We start from the raw sequence: 16,658 nt of genomic DNA on the forward strand, positions 1-16,658 counted from the left end.
CTGAAAGAGGACTTTCATGCAAATCACGTTTTCCGCCGCCGCTCTCCCCAAAAGCGGCGCCATCGTCATTCCGGTCTTTGAGGACGGCGGCAAGCCCAAGGCCTACGCCGATCTCGACAAGGCGACGGACGGCGCGCTGGAGCGGGCGGTGAAAGCGGCGGACTTCAAAGGGAAAAAGGGGAAGACGCTTGATGTCGTCGCGCCGGCGGGGCTCGGCAACAGCCGGATCATTCTTGTCGGCGCCGGTGAGTCGAAAAACTTTTCAGCGCTGGAGGCGGAGATCTTGGGCGGGACTGCGGCGGCTCGGCTCCTCGCCGGGGCCGACAAGGCCGGAGTGATCGCCCTTTCCGGGCTTACGGTGAAGAAAGTAAGCGCAGACGAGTTGGCGGCGCATGTGGCCAATGGCGCACGGCTCAAATGCTACCGCTTCGACAAATACCGCACGAAAGAGAAAAAAGAGGACAAGCCGGTTCTCAACAAAGTCACTGTCGTCACCTCCTCGACAAAAGCGAAAGACCTTTACGCCGATCTCGAAAAGGTAAGCGACGGGGTCTTCCTCACCCGTGATCTCGTGTCGGAGCCTGCGAACATTCTTTATCCGGAAAGTTTCGCCAAACGCTGCCAGGAGCTTGAAAAGCTCGGCGTCAAGGTGACGGTCCTGACCGAAGCGCAAATGAAAAAACTCGGCATGGGCTCGCTTCTCGGCGTTGCTCAAGGGTCGGCGCGCCCGCCCAAGCTCGTCGCCATGGAATGGATGGGCGGCAAGAAGGGCGAGGCGCCGGTGGCGTTCGTCGGCAAGGGCGTCACTTTCGATACGGGCGGCATTTCCCTAAAGCCTGCCGCCGGCATGGAAGACATGAAATGGGATATGGGCGGCGCCGGAGCGGTGACGGGCGCCATCGCTGCGCTTGCGGGGCGCAAGGCGAAGGCGAATGTGGTCGGCGTCATCGGGCTCGTCGAGAATATGCCCGACGGCAACGCCCAGCGTCCGGGCGATGTCGTGACCTCCATGTCAGGCCAGACCATTGAAGTGTTGAACACCGATGCGGAAGGCAGGCTCGTCCTTGCCGACGCGCTATGGTGGACGCAGGAAACCTACAAGTCGAAAACCGTCATTGATCTCGCGACGCTCACTGGCGCGATCATTGTTGCCCTCGCCAATGAGTTCGCCGGCATGTTTACGAAAGACGACAATCTCGCAAAACAACTCGATGCTGCGGGCGAGGCGACAGGCGACAAGCTCTGGCGCATGCCGCTGACGGCCGCGCATGACGAAATGATAAAGTCCGAGATCGCCGACATGCAGAATATCGGCGGCAAGGGCGGCGGCTCCTCGACGGCGGCCGCCTTTCTCGGCCGGTTCATCAAGGATGACGTTTCCTGGGCGCATCTCGATATCGCCGGCATGGCCTGGAACACGAAAGACAAACCGACCTGTCCGAAAGGCGGGTCCGGTTATGGCGTGCGTCTTCTCGACGAATTCGTGCGCGCCAATTTCGAAGGCTGACGCAAAAAAGGAGCGAGCTTATGAAGTTGATCGCCATCATCGCCGCCATCGTCATCGTTGCGGGTGTTCTCGGCTTCATATTACTCGCGCAAAAATCGAAATCGGGCGCGCCGCCGGGACTCGTCGATGGCGCGCTCGCCCCTTGTCCCTCATCGCCGAACTGCGTCTCGAGCGAGCCGGAGACGCCGGAAAGCCATGCGGTCGCGCCTTTGCCCTTGTCGGCCTGGGATCGTTTGCCAAGGCTGATCGAGGAAAAGGGCGGTCGCGTCGTCGCTTTGCGCAATGATTATCTCGGTGCGGTTTTCTCAACGCCGCTGATGGGCTTTGTCGATGATGTCGAGTTTCGGCTCGCGGAGGATGCCGTGCATCTCCGCTCCGCCTCGCGCGTCGGCTATAGCGATATGGGCGCGAACAGAAAGCGCGTGGAAGATCTGCGGGCAGCCTTAGCGGAGTGACGCATGGCCGAATTTTTTGATGCGCTGACAGACGAGCATATCGATTTCATTAAGCGCCAGCCGATGTTTTTCGTCGCGACGGCGGCGGCGGACGGGCGGATCAATCTCTCGCCGAAAGGGGACGACGCTTTCCGCGTGCTTTCCCCGAAACGCGTGGCGTTCCTCAATCTCACCGGCAGCGGGAATGAAACCGACGCGCATCTGAAACGGGACGGGCGCATCACCTTCATGTTGAACAGCTTCGACAAGAAGCCGCTGATCCTCAGGATTTACGGAACCGGATGGTCGGCGCCGTATGGATCTTCGGAATACGAAGAGCATATAAGCCTGTTTCCGGATATTCCGGGTGCGCGGCAGATTGTTTTCGCCGATGTCGGCAGCGTGCAGACAAGCTGCGGTTTCGCGGTGCCGGAAATGGAGCTTGTCCGGCAGCGGCCGGTTCTGCGGCGCCTGCTGGAGTCGCGCGGGCAGGAAGTCCTCGCTGAAAACTGGCGCACCAAAAACGCCAAAAGCATTGACGGCTTCGACACGACGCTTGGCGAGGCGATAAAATGACCGAAGTCATGTTCTACCACCTTGAACGCGGGCGTCTCGAAGACGTGCTGCCGGGGCTGCTCGAGAAAACCCTGGAGCGTGGCTGGCGCGCGGTGGTGCGCGCTTCCTCGCGGGAGCGGGTCGAGGCGCTGGATAGTTACCTCTGGACCTATCGCGATGAGTCATTCTTGCCCCATGCGGCTGCGGGCGAGGGGGAAGGCCAACCTGTCTGGCTGACCGACGGCGAAGACGCCCCCAATAAGCCGGATGTTCTGTTCCTCACCGACAATGCGTCGGCGGAAGCAAACGCCGTCAGCGCCTTTGCGCGCTGCGTGACCATCTTCGACGGCCGCGACGAGGATGCGCTGACCGCCGCGCGCGCTTTCTGGAAAGAGGCGAAGGCTGCGGGCCACGACGTCGCTTACTGGAAACAATTGCCGGAAGGCCGCTGGGAAAAGCAGAATTAGGACCCGTTAAGCCGTCAACGCAAGAAACGCGATATAGGCGATGTAACCGGCGACAAGGAGCGCGCCTTCCCAGCGTTCGACGCGGTTGCGGGTGAGGGCGAAGAGGATGAGCGCCGCCGTCGCCGCGAGCATGATCCAATTGTCGAAACGCACGATGGCGAGCGGCGCCGCGACGGGATGGATGAGCGCCGTCGCGCCGAGAATGCCCAGGATGTTGTAGATGTTCGAGCCGACCACATTGCCGAAGGCGAGATCGCTCTTGCCGCGCAGGCTCGCGACAACGGACGTCACAAGCTCCGGCAATGATGTGCCGACAGCGACGACGGTGAGGCCGATCAGCGTTTCAGAAACATGGAGCGCCGTCGCAATGCCGATGGCGCCGGTGACGAGCATTTTGGCGCCGATCACCAAAAGCACGAGGCCACCGATTGCAAAGGCGAGGGAGGGCGCCAGCGGGCGCGGCTCTTCATGCGGAACGTCGAGAAGATGCGCCTCCGCCGCACGCTTTTCCGTCACATAGGCGAGAGCGAGATACGCTGCGAGGCCGATCAGAAAAACGGCGCCGGCGACGCGCCCATATTCCCCGGTCATGGAAACGCCGATGGCGGCAAGCGTCGCAAGCGCCAGCACCGGCGCGTCGCGGCGGAACCCTTCGGCGCCGACCGGGATCGGCGCGAGCAGCGCCGCAAGGCCGAGGATAAGAAGAATGTTGGCGACGTTCGACCCGACCACATTGCCGACCGCGACGCCGGGCGACCCGGCGAAGGCGGCGCCGAGGCTTGAGACGAGTTCAGGAGAAGATGTGCCGAACCCCACAAGCGTGACGCCGATAAGGAGTTCGGAAAGCCCGAGCCGCCTTGCGATTGAGGTCGCGCCACGGATCAACGCCTCCGCGCCAAGGGTCAGAAGGACCAGGCCGGCGGCGATCAAAAGCCAGTACATGGAAGGATGCCCCGTAACGATTGGCAACGGCATATAGGAGGCCGCAGCCTTCGCGCCAGAGGGGGGAGTCGCGTTGCGGAAATTATTTTTGCGTCATCTCAGGAGCGCCTCAGCGATCCTTGAGCCGCTCTTCTTCATACTGAATGCCCCAGCCGATGATGAGCCGCCACAGGGCTTCCGCCATTTCCGGCGGCATGCCGGCGATTTCGGCGCGCGCCTTCACCTTTTCGATGACGTCCCGGTTGCGCCAGGGGACGGAGGCCTCCGCCGCCGAGCGCTTGAACACCCAGGCCCGGTCCACATAGGTCCAGCGTTCCGCGAGAAGGTCGACCAGCGCCCGGTCGACCCGGTCGATCTCGGCCCGGACTTCTTCCATGCTTTCGCAGTCGGCGGCTTTTTTCATCTCTTAAGTCCCCTGATACCGGCGCAGCATGACAAGTCCCGCGCTCATTCGCAAATCGCCCTAAGCTTCAGCCTGCGCGTCTTCATAGATTTCCAGCGCCTCGAGCCAGTCGGCCTCGGCCTGTTCGATGGCGGCGACGAGGGCTGCGCGCTCTTTCTGGAGTTTCGTGGCGCGGGGCAGGTTCTTCTCGTAAAGCCCCGGTTCGGCCAGCGCCTCGTCAAGACGCTTAAGCGTGTCATTGAGCTTGTCGAGACGCGCTTCCAGGTCTTCCGCTTTTTTCTTCAAAGGCTGCAGGGCGCGGCGCGTATCGGCGGCGCTTTTGCGCGTCTGTTCTTTTTCATTGAGCGAAGGTTTGGCTGGGCCGTCTTTCGCGGCCGTCTTGTTCGCCGCAAGAACGAGCTCGCGATAATCGGAAAGATCGCCGTCATAGGGTTTGGCTTCGCCCTTGTTGACGAGCCAGAGCCGGTCGGCGACGGCGGAGGCGAGATGGGCGTCATGGGTGATGAGGAGCACGGCGCCCTGAAAATCGTTGAGCGCTTCAATGAGCGCCTCGCGAGCGCCCATGTCGAGATGGTTCGTCGGCTCGTCGAGAATGAGCAGATGCGCGCCGTGAAAGGTGATGAGCCCGAGGAGGAGCCGCGCCTTCTCCCCGCCGGAGAGTTTCTCGACTTTGGTGTCTGCTTTTTCCGCACCGAATCCGAGGCGTGCGGTCGCGGAACGCGTCTGCGCCTCCGTCGCGTCGGGGATGAGCGCACGCACATGATCGTAAGCGGATTGCTTTGGCTTCAACTCGTCGAGCTGGTGCTGCGCGAAATAAGCGATCTGAAGTTTCTTATGCTTGAAAATGTCGCCGGAGAGCGGCGGCAGGCGGCCGGACATGGCTTTCACTAGCGTCGACTTGCCTTCTCCATTAGGGCCGAGGATCGCGATGCGGTCGTCATTGTCGAGCCGCAGGTTTACTTTGCGTAGGATCGGTTTTCCCTCTTCATAGCCGAGGTCGGCTTCTGCGACGCGAATGATCGGCGGCGCCATGGGCTTCGGGTTGGGAAAGTGAAATGGAACCGTGCGTTCTGAAATCGGCTCCGCGACTTCTTCGAGACGCTCCAGCATCTTGATGCGGCTTTGCGCTTGTTTCGCTTTCGACGCCTTGGCGCGGAAACGGTCGACGAAGGCCTGCATGTGACGGCGGCGTGCTTCCTGCCGCGCCTTGAAGGAGACGGCTTGCGCGCGGGCTTCGGCGCGCTTCCTCTCATAAGTGTCGTAATCGCCCGCATGTACGGACAGCTTGCCGCCTTCGAGCGCCATGATGTGCGTGACCGCATTGTTAAGGAGCGACCGGTCGTGGGAAATGATGATCGTCGTATAGGGATAGCGCCTCAAATAGGTCTCGAGCCAGATCGTCCCTTCGAGGTCGAGATAGTTGGTCGGCTCGTCGAGGAGAAGGAGGTCCGGCGCTGAGAAGAGAACGCCGGCGAGGGCCACGCGCATGCGCCAGCCGCCGGAAAAGTCCGAACAGGCGCGTTTCTGGTCTTCCGCCGAAAATCCGAGGCCCGACAGGATTGCGCCTGCGCGCGCCTCCGCAGAATGGGCGTCGATATCGGCGAGGCGGGTCTGGATTTCGGCGATGCGGTGAGGATCGGTCGCGGTTTCGGCCTCCTCAATGAGGGCCGCGCGCTCCTTGTCCTGCGCGAGAACCGTATCGAGAAGGGAGATGCTGGAGGAGGGGGCCTCTTGCTCCACCGAGCCCATGCGCCGGTTCTTGCGGATAAAGACCTCATCGCCGCCCGTATGGATGTCGCCCTTGATGATCCGGAAGAGGGTCGATTTGCCGGACCCGTTGGCGCCCACGAACCCCACCTTCCAGCCGTCAGAAATCGCCGCCGTCGCCTGATCGAACAGGACGCGGCCTTCAATGGCGTAGGTGAGATCGTTCACATGCAGCATGGCGGGCGGCTTTTAGCCTCGCCATCCCGGGAGGGAAAGGCCCGAAAGGCGGCGAATCCCCCCGGCGGGTGAAACGCCGGCCTCCTCCAGATTTCCGAATAAAGCAGATTTTCGAATAAAGAGGACCGCACGCCAGAGAGGCGCCGCCGAGGCGTCATGCTTTGACAGTCGGATTATGTTGCTTTCTTGCCTTTGACGCAATGCTTTTCGCCACTGCGAGACTCACTGATCCCCACGCGGATGAACATTATATTTTTCGTTCACTGCGCTTCGGTTCATTTGTGAAACATTTGTTGCCTGTACGGCATCACAATTGAACGGATGCCCCTTGATCCCCATCTCTCAAAGGAAAAAGAGAGAGGAGGGACGGAAGATGATTGGACGCATCATCAATATACTGATTATGCCGTTTCGCGCGGTGGGGAGATTGTTCAAGAGAAGCGTGAAAGATGTGCGCGCCGCGGGGCGCACGACAGCGAATGCCGGCAGCGCCATCATTGCGAGCGCTGCGGGAGCCGATCTTTTGGAAGAAGAATACATCGAGGAACCGCCTTCGGGCATCGAGTCGGCGCTGTTCACGCAATTGCCCCGGCCGCGCCTCACGGAAAAAGCGGCGTCCGAACTGACGCTGGAACAGGCGGCGGATTATGCGAAAAACGCGAAATCATTTTACCGCTACGGTTTTCCGATTTTCGCGCGCGGCGATTTTTTCTACGAGGAGGTGGAGCAGGATTATCTCAACGCCGCCCTCGGCTATGATGTGAACAGCATCGACCGGCGTTTTCTGGAAGTGACGACGCTCTTTCGCAAAACGCTAAATGACAACACGCGGGGCATGCTGCTTTTGTGGCCGCCGGTGTTGTTCGTGCTCTTCTTTGGGGCGGCCTTCGCGCTCCAGCGTTCGGGCGCGCCTGCGCCTTTCGCCATGCTGGCGAGACCGGTTTCGAGCGGGGCCATGTGGTTTTCGATTGCGGCCGCCTCGGCGCTGATGATTGTCTTTCTGGTCTATTCCTGGCCCTACAAAGTGGTGCAGCAGCGCAATCTTCTCAATCTCGACAATTACATCACGTCGAAATTCGCACGCATCAACAACAATTTCCAGGTGGCGAAACGACGGGCGCTCAATGTGGAGCGCGACAAGCGCATGACCCAAAGCGAACAGCTGAAAGACGAGGCGGGCTCATGGACGCTTGCCTATCACTGGTTCGCCATGCGGCTCTTTTTGTGCGAGCTCGTCTTGCGCAACAAATTCTACCAGATGCGGCGAAATACGACCCTTTACTGGGTCGGCGGGTTGGTCTTGACCATCGCCGCCTTCGGCGCGGTCGCCACATGGATGGCGCTCGACGGCGCAACTTTTCAGACAATGGCGGCCATGAGCGCAGCCGCGTTCATTTATCTCGCCCTCATGGCGGCGATTCTGCGCGGCGCGACCTCAATGATGTTCCGGGTGGTCGAGTCGAATGAGTGGAGCCGGTTCCATATTGTCGACCTCGACGCGACGATCCGAGACCATGTAGGCGAAGACAAGTTGCAGATCGTCACCTTCCGGGACCGCAACCGGATGGAGTGAGGGGCTTAATGTCCCGCATGCCCTGAAGCATCGGTGCGCGAACGCGCCTCAAACATCAGGGTCACAGGGGCGGCGTTTTCGAATTCGAGCGTGATCGCCGCTTCTTCGCCTTCCTCGATCGGCGCCGAAATCCCGATCAGCATGATATGGGCGCCGCCGGGGGCTAGGCTTGTCATCTCATGGGGAGGCAGTTCGACGCCATTCGCCGCCGGCGCCATGCTGGCGACGCCGTCGTCGCTCATTTTGGTCATGTGGATTTCCACAGCATTAGCCCCGTCAAAGCGTGCGGCGATGAGCCGGTCGGCGGCGTCTGCGCCATTGCACAGCTCCACATAGGCGGCGCTCATGGCCGCGCCTTCGCCCGCCGCGCGCAGCCAGGCGTTTCCTGCAGTGATGCCGTCGTCCGCGCAGACGCTGGTTTCTTCGGCCGCGCAGCTGGCGAGCGAAATCGCGACAGCTAGGGAGAGTTTGCGAAGGATATGCATGATTATGCTCCCTGTTTTGGGGCTGGCTTTTCCGTCAGGAGCGGGGCATGGGGCGGTTGGCGCCCGCGGCGGATAGGGTTAAGACGAGCCAAGGTAAAGGACAAGCGTATTATGGATGCCAACGAAGTCGCCCGCCTGCAGGACTATTTGCGGACCAAGTTCGCTCTGCCAAATCTGACGGTGCGCGGGCGGACGAACAAGGACGACTCGGCTGAAGTCTATCTTGGCGAGGAATTTATCGGCGTCATCTTCCGCGACGATGAAGACGGCGACGTTTCCTATGACTTCAACATGGCGATCCTTGAAATAGACCTGCCGGAACGGCCAGCCTGAGAGGTGACCTTTGCCCGGGGCGCCAACGGGTTTTGTCGGAAAGCTGTCGGCTGAACGTCCCTTGCTCGCGTCGGGCATTACCGCGCTGGCGCTGGCCGTGCTCGGCGTCCTTGGCGCGCGCCACTCTCCCGGGGCGCTCGTCAGCGACTTGATCCTGCGTTTCGTCATGACGGCGGCGCTGGTCGTTTGCGCCCCTATGGCGCTGGCGGCTCTGACGCCGCAGCGGCCGGGCCTGCGGATAGCATTCCTGGGGCTGATTATCGTTTTATGCGCCTTGTTGCTGGCCGCGGTTCTGGGGCGCTTCGGCGATGGAATCGCCCTCGCTCTGCCACAGCCGCCCATAGGCGTCGCCATGGGGCTCTTCGCTTTTCTGGCGGCGCTGGCGCCATTGACGCGCAGCACCTTGCGCCTTGGCGGCATCGGACCCATCGCGGCTGCAACCGGCGTTGCGGGCGGCATCGGGTATCTCGCGCTTGAAAACCTGCTTTCCTCTCCGTTCAGCGGCGCCGCCTCTGCGATTGCGCTGACGGCTGGCGTTTGCGTCGGCGCGGGCGTCGGCGCCGATTACGCCCGCCATTTCGCGCGCGGGCTGACGCCGCAGACGGCCGCAGCGTCGGCAGGGCACACGGCGATTGCGCCGGCGGCGTTCTCTATGCTCGCCGCCGCTTCGTGGATGGTGGTCGTCACCTTCAAGGCGAATTACGGCATGATCGGCTGGAGAGACCTCGCCGCGGCCGGCGTCGAAGTCCTTCTCGCCTCCGTCTCGGCGCTTGTTTTTACCGCCGCAGCACTGGCGCTTCTGCGGCCCAGCGAGCAGACAGCGGTCGAGGAAAACCGCCGCCGCCAGCGTTTCGCAGAAGGCTGGCGCCCGTTCCGCCGGCGTCTGCCGGCGACGACGGCGACAGCAGCGAGCGTTATCGCTGGCGTTCTGATGGTTGTAGCGTTGTTTGAAGCCGGGCTTGCCGACGTCGTGAGCCTCAGCGTCTTTCTGCTCCTTATTCTGATCGGCTCGGGGCTCGCCTTCGTTTCCGTGCGCACGAGCCTCCTGATTACGCTGCTATTGTTCATCAGCACGGTTTTCACCGGCTATGTTTACGCGGTCTTCGAGATGACGGCGCCGCCCATGACCGAGCGTTTCGCCGCGCTGACATTGAGCGCCATCGCCTTCTCGCAACTCACCGTGAGCTGGCGCAACGCCGGCGACATCTGGCGCAATGCGCGCGACATCGCCCAGAACGCCATGTGCGACGGCTTGCGCCGTTTCGCTGTTGCATTTGGGGCGGGCGGCGCGGCGATGGTCGCCTGTGCCTACGCTTTTTCCTGGGAGGCGGGGGTTTCCGCAGCCGCGTATTTTGCGATTGTCGCCGGGATCGGTTTGTTTCTGGCGCCGTTCCTGATGGTCGCCCTGAGCGCCCAATTCCAGCGATATTGATCCAGCTTTATTGATTATTCGCCGGCGATCCGGGTCTGGTCGAGCTTGGCGACGAAATCCTGCACGGCTGCGTCAAGGGCGCGCCATTCCGGCAGATAGGGCCGCTTGAAGCGGTAACTCACCTCGATCGTGTCGCGATATTCATACTCGCGCCAGCATTCGGGGCTGGTGATTTCCTCTTTTTCCATGAAGCAGAAGACCGCCGCCGTCTCGCCGTTGGCGTCGGCGCCGACAAAAAGCTCCGTGTCCGCATAGCCATTGGTGGGGACGTTGGAGCGCTGCTCCTTGAAGGTGAATTTGGTGAGCTGGTAAGGCGTCCTGACGCCGCGCGCATCGACCGTTTGGGGAAGATAGAGCCGTTCGAAGCGCTCGGCTTCAGTGAACATGGAAGAGCGCTTTGAAATGACGATGTCGATGCGGCGCGTATCCGGCGCGTTCTCGATGAACTCCTTGCGCTGGGCCGGCGCATAGCCGTTCATGGTCGGCCACAGGGCGTATAGCACCACTTCGTCGCGGGCCCCGCCGCGCCGGGCGCGGGGATAGACGGTGTAATTGGCCGCCGGCGCAAAGACGATGCCGCCGATCTCCACCCGAACAGGCTCTTCAGTGATGGCGGGGCTCGGCGTGTTGCCGGAAAAATCGTCGACGCTCGGGCCCACATAGTAATAGAGGAAGATGGCGCACAGGACGAGCGTCGCCATGAAGATGCCGAGCGGGTAGCGCCAGCTCGATTCCTGTTTGATTTCCTCGCCGCCGAAACCGTAGCCGTTACTCATCGAGACGTCCTGAACCCTGCGCAGAGCGACGTCATTAGCACGCTGCGGCCTATAGTAAAATGCGCGCCCGGCTCTGTGATGAAGAAAGAGCCGGACGCGCCTTAAAATCAAGCCTCTAGCCTTGGGAACAGGCCTCTAGAGAGCGTCGATCATTTCGGCCACGAGGGGGTGGCGCACCACATCCTCGCGGGTGAACCGGATGGCGCGGACATTCTCCAGCGCCTCGAGTTTTTCCACAACGTCGGAGAGACCGGACATGCCGGGCAGGAGATCGCTCTGCGCCGGATCGCCGGTGACCACCATGGAGGAGTTCCACCCCAGCCGGGTCAGCAGCATTTTGAGCTGGCCATAGGTGCAGTTCTGCGCCTCGTCGATGACGATATAGGCGTTGTTCAAGGTGCGGCCGCGCATATAGGCGATGGGCGCAATCTCGATGACGCCTTCGGCCATCAGGGCTTTCAGCCGTTTCGAGGAGATCCGGTCGCACAGCGCGTCGTAAAGCGGGCGCAGATAGGGCGAGAGCTTTTCCTCCATGTCGCCGGGGAGGAAGCCGAGACTTTCGCCGGCCTCGACCGCGGGTCTTGAGAGAATGATGCGTCTCACCGCGCCGGAATCGAGGGCTTCGACGGCCTTGGCGATGGCGAGATAGGTTTTGCCGGTGCCGGCGGCGCCGCAAGCGAAAACGAGGGGGGCTTCGTCGATGGCGTCCAGCATCTTTTGCTGGGAATCATTCTGCGCACGGATGTTCTTTCGGTATTTCTGGTCGCTCTGCCCGTGGTGCTGACTTTGACGATCATATTTGTTGTCGTCCAAGGGGGACCATTGCGGCTCTTCAAAGAGCCGGCGGACATTCGAATCCTCACCGTAATGCACTTGCTCCTGCATGCGCCGCGCTGCGCGGCGCGCCGTGCGTTTGGCCATCTACGCCTCCAAATAACAAATTGATTTTTGAGAAAAGCGAGAAGGCCGCAGTGGAATGGAAGAAGTGAAGGAAGCAGCAGCGTGATGGCGACCCTGCGCTTGGCGCGCCCTTTTGGATCCCGTCTAAGCTGTCACTCTGCATTCCGACGCCTGTTACTCCTTCGACTATTGCGGGGTGTTGCCCGCAACGGTTTTGAAAGGCGCTTCCGCGAATCACTCGCTGATTTCACTATAACGTGTTTTCGGTCTCGCGCCGAAAAATTTTTCGGGCGTCAGAAAAAATTCGCAATCGTTAAGGATTGGGCCGCGGCGCGGCTATTGCGCCTTGGCGCGAAAATGCGCTGCGGCGAGTTTTGCGTTCGCTTCAGGCGAATAATTCGTCCAGGAGCTTCGGCCGCGCGACGCATCGACAACGAAAATGGATTCGCTGCCGCGCAGATAAGGCGCGATCGCGTTCCTGACGCCTACGGCGGTAAGTTCGCAGGTCACATGCCAGACATTGTCGGCGATTCTGAAAGCAGGACCGAGCGACATCATCGCCGCCTCGACGCGGCTTGCGGCGGCGCTTACTACGTCGAAAATGACGACGAAATTCGCATCCCCGGTTTCGGGCGCGGCGTCCGCGCGCGCGTCATGCTTGGCCTGCATTGCTTTCGCCGTGACCGCGTCATGACCGTTAAGTTGCGGCGCCTCTTCGCTGACGGTGTTTTCACAGTCATTGCGCTTGCCGAAAGTTTTCAGCGCGCTCGGTTGGGTGTGAGCCGCTCCAGCTTTTTCCTGCCCGAAGAAATTTGAAAAGACGAGTTCGCGCTTGGCTTCGCGCCAGGAGCGGCCGCCTGCCGGAGAAACGAGCGACCACGAAGCGAGACGTCCCTCATGCGCGAATTTGCGCATTTGCTGGGTGGTGTAAGGCCCGTAGACCTTTTCCTGCACCTTGATGCACCAGTTTTCGGTAGCCAGCATTGGCTTTCCTCATTCGCTTTCGGCGCGCACGCCTTTCTTGCCGAAGCTCTGAGCAAAACCCGCGCCAGTTGCGTCAACCGGCTCCAGTGCAGTGCTGTCTTCTATCACCTGGTCCATGCGTTCTGCGGTCCCGGTGAAGACGATGCCGACGCCTTTATCGTGCCGGCGCACGACTTTGGCGTTCATCCGTCCCAAAATGAGATGAGTGCCGAGCGGGGGGCGCGGCGCGATGTCGATCGACGCGCCGGTCAGCGAAATGTCCAGAATGGAACAGGTGAGCTCTCGGCCGTCTTCCAGACGGACAGTTGCCGGAGAATTTTGTTTAACGCGCGGCGTGATGCGGCGATCCGTGGCGCGCTGGCGGTTGTTCAAGACGGAAGTGAGATTGTCGGCGATCTTGGCCTGTCTTTCGCGCCGTTTCGGATAAGCGACCGCGAAGCTGTTGTTTCCGGACCGTACGACCTTGCCTTCGATGCGGCCGATCTGATCGATATAAAGAACGACGTTCTGGCCGATGGCCGGCGGGTGTTTCGATCGCAACATGGCGCCGGCGGCCGAGATATTGATCACTTCCGCGGCGCATTCCACGCCTTTTTCGGTCAGAAAACGGGCTTTCAGCGGCAGGTCGACGCGGCGATGCCGGCGCCGTTCGTCTTCTGAAACGGAGGCGTTTTCGGGGGCGGCGTGTGAGGCGTCTTGTTCCGGTTTGGAGTTAACCATGGCCAGCCTGTAAGCGTGAGGGTTGGATCGCCAGCTTACGGGCGGTTAGTGAACAAAGGTTTGCGCTGCGGCGGGGCCTTCGTTAATCATTTTAACAAGTCCTAGCGAGCGCCGAATGACCAAACCGGAAGCTGAGACGGGGGAGCGCTGGACTTCCCTGCTGTTCGATCCCCCAAATCCTGTAGCCGCCATTGCAACAGCCCTGACGCTGGCGCATCTCGTGGTCGTTCTCGCGCCGCACCGCGTGGCGGCCCGTATCTGGCGGCTGTTCGATCTGGCGCCGTCGCAGGTCCTGCGTGCGGCGTCGGAGGGCGAGTATCTGAACGTCGCCAGGCCGTTTCTCGGACACATGTTTTTCCATGTTAACCTTCCGCACCTTCTCATCAATCTTGCGGCGGTTCTGGTCTTTGGCGGGTTTCTCTGCCGCGAGATGGAGACGCAGGCAAGCGAGCGCAAAAGCGACGGGCCGGCGGCTTTTATTGCTTTCTTCGTGCTCTGCGGCCTGGCGGGGGGGCTGGCTTACGTTATGACGGCGCAAGCCGGTTCCACGCCCATGATCGGCGCGTCTGGCGCGGCGGCCGGCCTTGCGGGAGCGAGCTTGTGGGTATTCGTCACGCGCGACAGTGACGGGCGCCCGAGCGGCGGCGTCGCCCGCAACGCCGCCATCCTGGCGCTCATTTCCGTAATTGTGATTTCCTTAAGCTTCTTTCTGGACACATCGAAATTGAGCCGGTTTCTGTTCGGCAGCATCAGCGCCTGGCAGGCGCATATCGGCGGTTATGTGTTCGGTCTTGCGAGCTATCCGCTGTTCGAGCGGTTCGCCGGCCGCGGGAGATGAAATGAAAAACGCCTTGCGATATGCGCGATTTGAAGCCTTCCGGCGCCTTCTCGGCCCGTTTTCGGCTGAGACCCGCAAGGCGCGCATGGCGCAGCTCGAAACGCTGATAGGCCTCAAGCCCGGCATGCGCGTTCTTGATCTTGGCGGACAGCCGCATATCTGGAATTTCGTTGAAACGCCGCTTCATATCGTAATCCTCAATCTTCCCGGCATCGCCATGCCGGCGCCGCCGCAATCGATCCACAACTTCGAATATGTGGAAGGCGACGCCTGTGACGTTAATCAGTACAAAGATGGCGAGTTTGAGTTCGTTTTCTCCAACAGCGTTATTGAACATGTGGGCGATGAGGAAAAGCAGCGCGCCTTTGCGCGAGAGGTGAGGCGTCTGGCCTCACGCTACTGGGTGCAGACGCCTTCGATCTGGTTTCCCATCGAGGCGCATACGGGCATGCCGTTCTGGTTTGTCATGCCGGAAGCCGTACGGGCTGCCTTTATCCGGAATTGGGAGAAAAAGCTCCCCGCCTGGACCGACATGGTTAAGGGCACGACGGTCATTTCGCGCCGCGACATGGAGGCGTTCTTTCCCGACGCCGAGCTTCTGACTGAACGCAAATTCGGGTTGCCGAAGTCTTACATTCTTTACAGGGGCTGATTTTCGCAGTGCGGCAAAGCCGTTCCCGGCTTGCCCCAACCCTTTGCGAGGCGCATGATGGCGTCAGCAGGGTAGGAGACACTGATGAAAGTGAAACATATCCTTCAGTCCAAAGGCGCTGACGTTTTCGCCGTAAGTCCCGACGATACGATCGCCGCCGCCGTCGGCGTTCTTAATAATAAAAACATTGGCGCCGTCATGGTCTGTGATGATCACGGAAAGGCGGTCGGCATTCTCTCCGAGCGCGATGTGGTGCGTAGGCTTGGGGAAAGGGGCGCCGAGGCCATGACCATGCGCGTCAGCGACTGCATGACCGGCAACCCATATACATGCGCGCCCGATGAAACGATCGACGACCTCATGGCCCGAATGACAGAAAAGCGCATCCGCCATCTCCCCGTGCAAAGCAGCGGCAAGATTATCGGCGTCATTTCCATCGGCGATGTGGTGAAGCGCAAGATCCAGGAAGCCGAAGAGGAAGCGGCGGCGCTGAAGGAATATATCAGTTCCTAGGCGGCGAAGCGTCTAACCGAGATACTCCAGCGCGCCCTCGATTTGCGGGCGGGCGTCGTCGACCGCCTTGCGGCCGAGAGCGATCAGCTCTTCGGCCTTGTCGAACTCCAGCAATGAAATATGTCCGACCTGCGGCGTCACAAGAACGTCCGGCGGCTCGCCGGCAAGGCGCGAACGGGTGATGCGATCCATCAGGATGTTGAAGGACGCGAGCATTACGGAGCCGACGCCCGGCGCATGGGCCGTTCCCTGGAACAGTTTTGCAAAACCGGCTTTTGCGCTTTCGACCTCAGGATGCATTTCGCCGAAGCGCGCCTTTCTTTGTGCGACGCCGAGATTAAACGCATCCGCATGAAGGCCGATAGCGATGACAACCCGCGCGCCCATGGCGCGGCAGGCGGAAACGGGCAGGGGATTAACGAGCGCCCCGTCGATCAGCCAGCGATTATCGACCGCGCGCGGCGGGAAAATGCCGGGCAGGGCGTATGCCGCCTGCATCGCCTCCGCGAGATTGCCGTCCCGCAGCCAGACCTCGTGGCCGGTGGCCAACTCCGCCGTCACGGCGACGAATTTATGCGGCAACTCGCGTATCTCCGTAGGCGGAAGATATCTGAGCAGCGCTTTTTCGAGGCGTTTGCCGCCCATCAACCCGGCGCCGTTGAGCACCACATCCACATAGGAAAGCATGCGGGTCGGGGAAAGGCCGCGGGCCCATTCTTCAAGCGCGTCGAGGCGGCCCGCACGCCAGAACCCGCCCACAAGCGCGCCGACCGACGTGCCGGCGAGAATTTCCGGGACGACGCCCAGTTCTTCAAGCCGGCGGACAGCGCCGATATGCGCCCAGCCGCGGGCGACCCCGCCGCCGAGGGCGAGGCCGAGACGGGCCTTTGCAGGGGCGGCCGCAGCCGTCTGTTTCGGCTGGCGCTGTGGATCTTGTTCTGTTGGCTCGCTCATCTTTTTAGCGCCAGAGGCTTCAACATACCTATCGCAGTCTATGGTCTCGCGGACATTAACGTTGCGCAAGAGCCATTGGTTCGTTACCGGCCCGCCGGTTCGGCTCAGCCGCCCGCGCCCTTCAAAACCGCATTTTCTTTCAGCGATATTTTGCGCCGCCAGATGCGGAATACGCCTTCCTCAGCAACCACGGCGTAGTCGTCGAACAAGGCCGGATTGCGCTCCAGTAATTTATCGGCGAGCCAG

General features: G+C 61.1%; 20 protein-coding genes (1 of these 20 running past the window's edge). 10 read left to right on the plus strand and 10 right to left on the minus strand.

Going from position 1 to position 16,658, the window contains the following annotated elements; all coding sequences use genetic code 11:
* Positions 1-16: 16 nt before the first annotated feature.
* The 4 genes from ACQY5P_RS17525 to ACQY5P_RS17540 are packed head-to-tail and all read left to right on the plus strand — an operon-like array spanning position 17 to position 2,963.
* On the plus strand, positions 17-1,507 hold the full coding sequence (locus ACQY5P_RS17525) for a leucyl aminopeptidase (RefSeq protein ID WP_428408166.1): 1,491 nt from the start codon (positions 17-19) through the stop codon (positions 1,505-1,507).
* Between the two features lie 20 nt (positions 1,508-1,527).
* Positions 1,528-1,962 (plus strand): DUF1499 domain-containing protein, encoded by a 435-nt coding sequence (locus tag ACQY5P_RS17530; RefSeq protein WP_428408167.1) that lies wholly within the window; start codon positions 1,528-1,530, stop codon positions 1,960-1,962.
* A gap of 3 nt (positions 1,963-1,965) precedes the next feature.
* Complete coding sequence (locus tag ACQY5P_RS17535) at positions 1,966-2,517, plus strand: pyridoxamine 5'-phosphate oxidase family protein (RefSeq protein WP_428408168.1); 552 nt, start codon at positions 1,966-1,968, stop codon at positions 2,515-2,517.
* Positions 2,514-2,963, plus strand: coding sequence for a DNA polymerase III subunit chi (locus ACQY5P_RS17540; protein ID WP_428408169.1), 450 nt, complete (start codon positions 2,514-2,516; stop codon positions 2,961-2,963). The genes ACQY5P_RS17535 and ACQY5P_RS17540 overlap by 4 nt, the downstream gene beginning before the upstream one ends.
* 6 nt (positions 2,964-2,969) lie before the next feature.
* On the opposite strand, the gene ACQY5P_RS17545 is transcribed toward ACQY5P_RS17540, so the two are convergent.
* From ACQY5P_RS17545 to ACQY5P_RS17555, 3 genes are all read right to left on the minus strand, one after another.
* Entirely contained in the window at positions 2,970-3,905 is a 936-nt protein-coding gene (locus ACQY5P_RS17545) for a calcium/sodium antiporter (protein ID WP_428408170.1), read from the minus strand.
* Between the two features lie 109 nt (positions 3,906-4,014).
* Positions 4,015-4,308 carry a chorismate mutase gene (locus ACQY5P_RS17550; protein ID WP_428408171.1) on the minus strand — a complete coding sequence of 98 codons (294 nt, stop codon included), beginning with the start codon at positions 4,306-4,308 and terminating at the stop codon, positions 4,015-4,017.
* A 60-nt stretch (positions 4,309-4,368) separates the two neighbouring features.
* Positions 4,369-6,252 carry an ABC-F family ATP-binding cassette domain-containing protein gene (locus ACQY5P_RS17555; protein WP_428408172.1) on the minus strand — a complete coding sequence of 628 codons (1,884 nt, stop codon included), beginning with the start codon at positions 6,250-6,252 and terminating at the stop codon, positions 4,369-4,371.
* Positions 6,253-6,625: 373 nt separating this feature from the next.
* Here ACQY5P_RS17555 and ACQY5P_RS17560 point away from each other — a divergent pair, with 373 nt between their 5' ends.
* Positions 6,626-7,825, plus strand: a complete 1,200-nt coding sequence (locus ACQY5P_RS17560; RefSeq protein WP_428408173.1) for a hypothetical protein — start codon at positions 6,626-6,628, stop codon at positions 7,823-7,825.
* A 5-nt stretch (positions 7,826-7,830) separates the two neighbouring features.
* Here the strand turns inward: ACQY5P_RS17560 and ACQY5P_RS17565 are convergent, their stop codons facing one another.
* Complete coding sequence (locus ACQY5P_RS17565; protein WP_428408174.1) at positions 7,831-8,310, minus strand: copper chaperone PCu(A)C; 480 nt, start codon at positions 8,308-8,310, stop codon at positions 7,831-7,833.
* Between the two features lie 111 nt (positions 8,311-8,421).
* Between ACQY5P_RS17565 and ACQY5P_RS17570 the strand changes: the two genes are divergently transcribed.
* Together ACQY5P_RS17570 and ACQY5P_RS17575 are read left to right on the plus strand one after the other, a co-directional pair.
* Positions 8,422-8,643, plus strand: coding sequence for a DUF3126 family protein (locus ACQY5P_RS17570; RefSeq protein WP_428408175.1), 222 nt, complete (start codon positions 8,422-8,424; stop codon positions 8,641-8,643).
* A 10-nt stretch (positions 8,644-8,653) separates the two neighbouring features.
* A complete protein-coding gene (locus ACQY5P_RS17575; RefSeq protein ID WP_428408176.1) occupies positions 8,654-10,075 on the plus strand; it encodes a hypothetical protein in 1,422 nt (473 codons plus the stop codon).
* A 14-nt stretch (positions 10,076-10,089) separates the two neighbouring features.
* Here the strand turns inward: ACQY5P_RS17575 and ACQY5P_RS17580 are convergent, their stop codons facing one another.
* The 4 genes from ACQY5P_RS17580 to ACQY5P_RS17595 form a co-directional block, all read right to left on the minus strand.
* Positions 10,090-10,851 (minus strand): hypothetical protein, encoded by a 762-nt coding sequence (locus tag ACQY5P_RS17580; protein ID WP_428408177.1) that lies wholly within the window; start codon positions 10,849-10,851, stop codon positions 10,090-10,092.
* A gap of 135 nt (positions 10,852-10,986) precedes the next feature.
* The gene (locus ACQY5P_RS17585) at positions 10,987-11,772 is read right to left on the minus strand and encodes a PhoH family protein (RefSeq protein WP_428408178.1); all 786 of its coding nucleotides are present in this window, start codon (positions 11,770-11,772) and stop codon (positions 10,987-10,989) included.
* Positions 11,773-12,087: 315 nt separating this feature from the next.
* On the minus strand, positions 12,088-12,735 hold the full coding sequence (locus tag ACQY5P_RS17590) for a hypothetical protein (protein ID WP_428408179.1): 648 nt from the start codon (positions 12,733-12,735) through the stop codon (positions 12,088-12,090).
* Positions 12,736-12,744: 9 nt separating this feature from the next.
* Complete coding sequence (locus ACQY5P_RS17595; protein WP_428408180.1) at positions 12,745-13,455, minus strand: PilZ domain-containing protein; 711 nt, start codon at positions 13,453-13,455, stop codon at positions 12,745-12,747.
* Positions 13,456-13,570: 115 nt separating this feature from the next.
* Between ACQY5P_RS17595 and ACQY5P_RS17600 the strand changes: the two genes are divergently transcribed.
* The 3 genes from ACQY5P_RS17600 to ACQY5P_RS17610 all read left to right on the plus strand — a co-directional run bounded on the left by ACQY5P_RS17600 (position 13,571) and on the right by ACQY5P_RS17610 (position 15,458).
* Complete coding sequence (locus ACQY5P_RS17600) at positions 13,571-14,293, plus strand: rhomboid family intramembrane serine protease (protein WP_428408181.1); 723 nt, start codon at positions 13,571-13,573, stop codon at positions 14,291-14,293.
* Position 14,294: 1 nt separating this feature from the next.
* Complete coding sequence (locus tag ACQY5P_RS17605; protein ID WP_428408182.1) at positions 14,295-14,945, plus strand: class I SAM-dependent methyltransferase; 651 nt, start codon at positions 14,295-14,297, stop codon at positions 14,943-14,945.
* A gap of 84 nt (positions 14,946-15,029) precedes the next feature.
* Positions 15,030-15,458 carry a CBS domain-containing protein gene (locus ACQY5P_RS17610; protein WP_428408183.1) on the plus strand — a complete coding sequence of 143 codons (429 nt, stop codon included), beginning with the start codon at positions 15,030-15,032 and terminating at the stop codon, positions 15,456-15,458.
* Positions 15,459-15,470: 12 nt separating this feature from the next.
* On the opposite strand, the gene ACQY5P_RS17615 is transcribed toward ACQY5P_RS17610, so the two are convergent.
* Positions 15,471-16,412 (minus strand): patatin-like phospholipase family protein, encoded by a 942-nt coding sequence (locus ACQY5P_RS17615; protein ID WP_428408184.1) that lies wholly within the window; start codon positions 16,410-16,412, stop codon positions 15,471-15,473.
* A gap of 104 nt (positions 16,413-16,516) precedes the next feature.
* Positions 16,517-16,658, minus strand: the end of a protein-coding gene (locus tag ACQY5P_RS17620) for a hypothetical protein (protein WP_428408185.1). 1,424 nt of this gene lie beyond the right edge of the window; the window shows 142 of its 1,566 coding nt (coding positions 1,425-1,566); its start codon lies beyond the right edge, outside the window — the gene reads right to left on this strand; its stop codon occupies positions 16,517-16,519.

Origin of the sequence: Hyphococcus sp., assembly GCF_965267305.1 — a bacterium.
GTDB lineage: Bacteria > Pseudomonadota > Alphaproteobacteria > Caulobacterales > Parvularculaceae > Hyphococcus.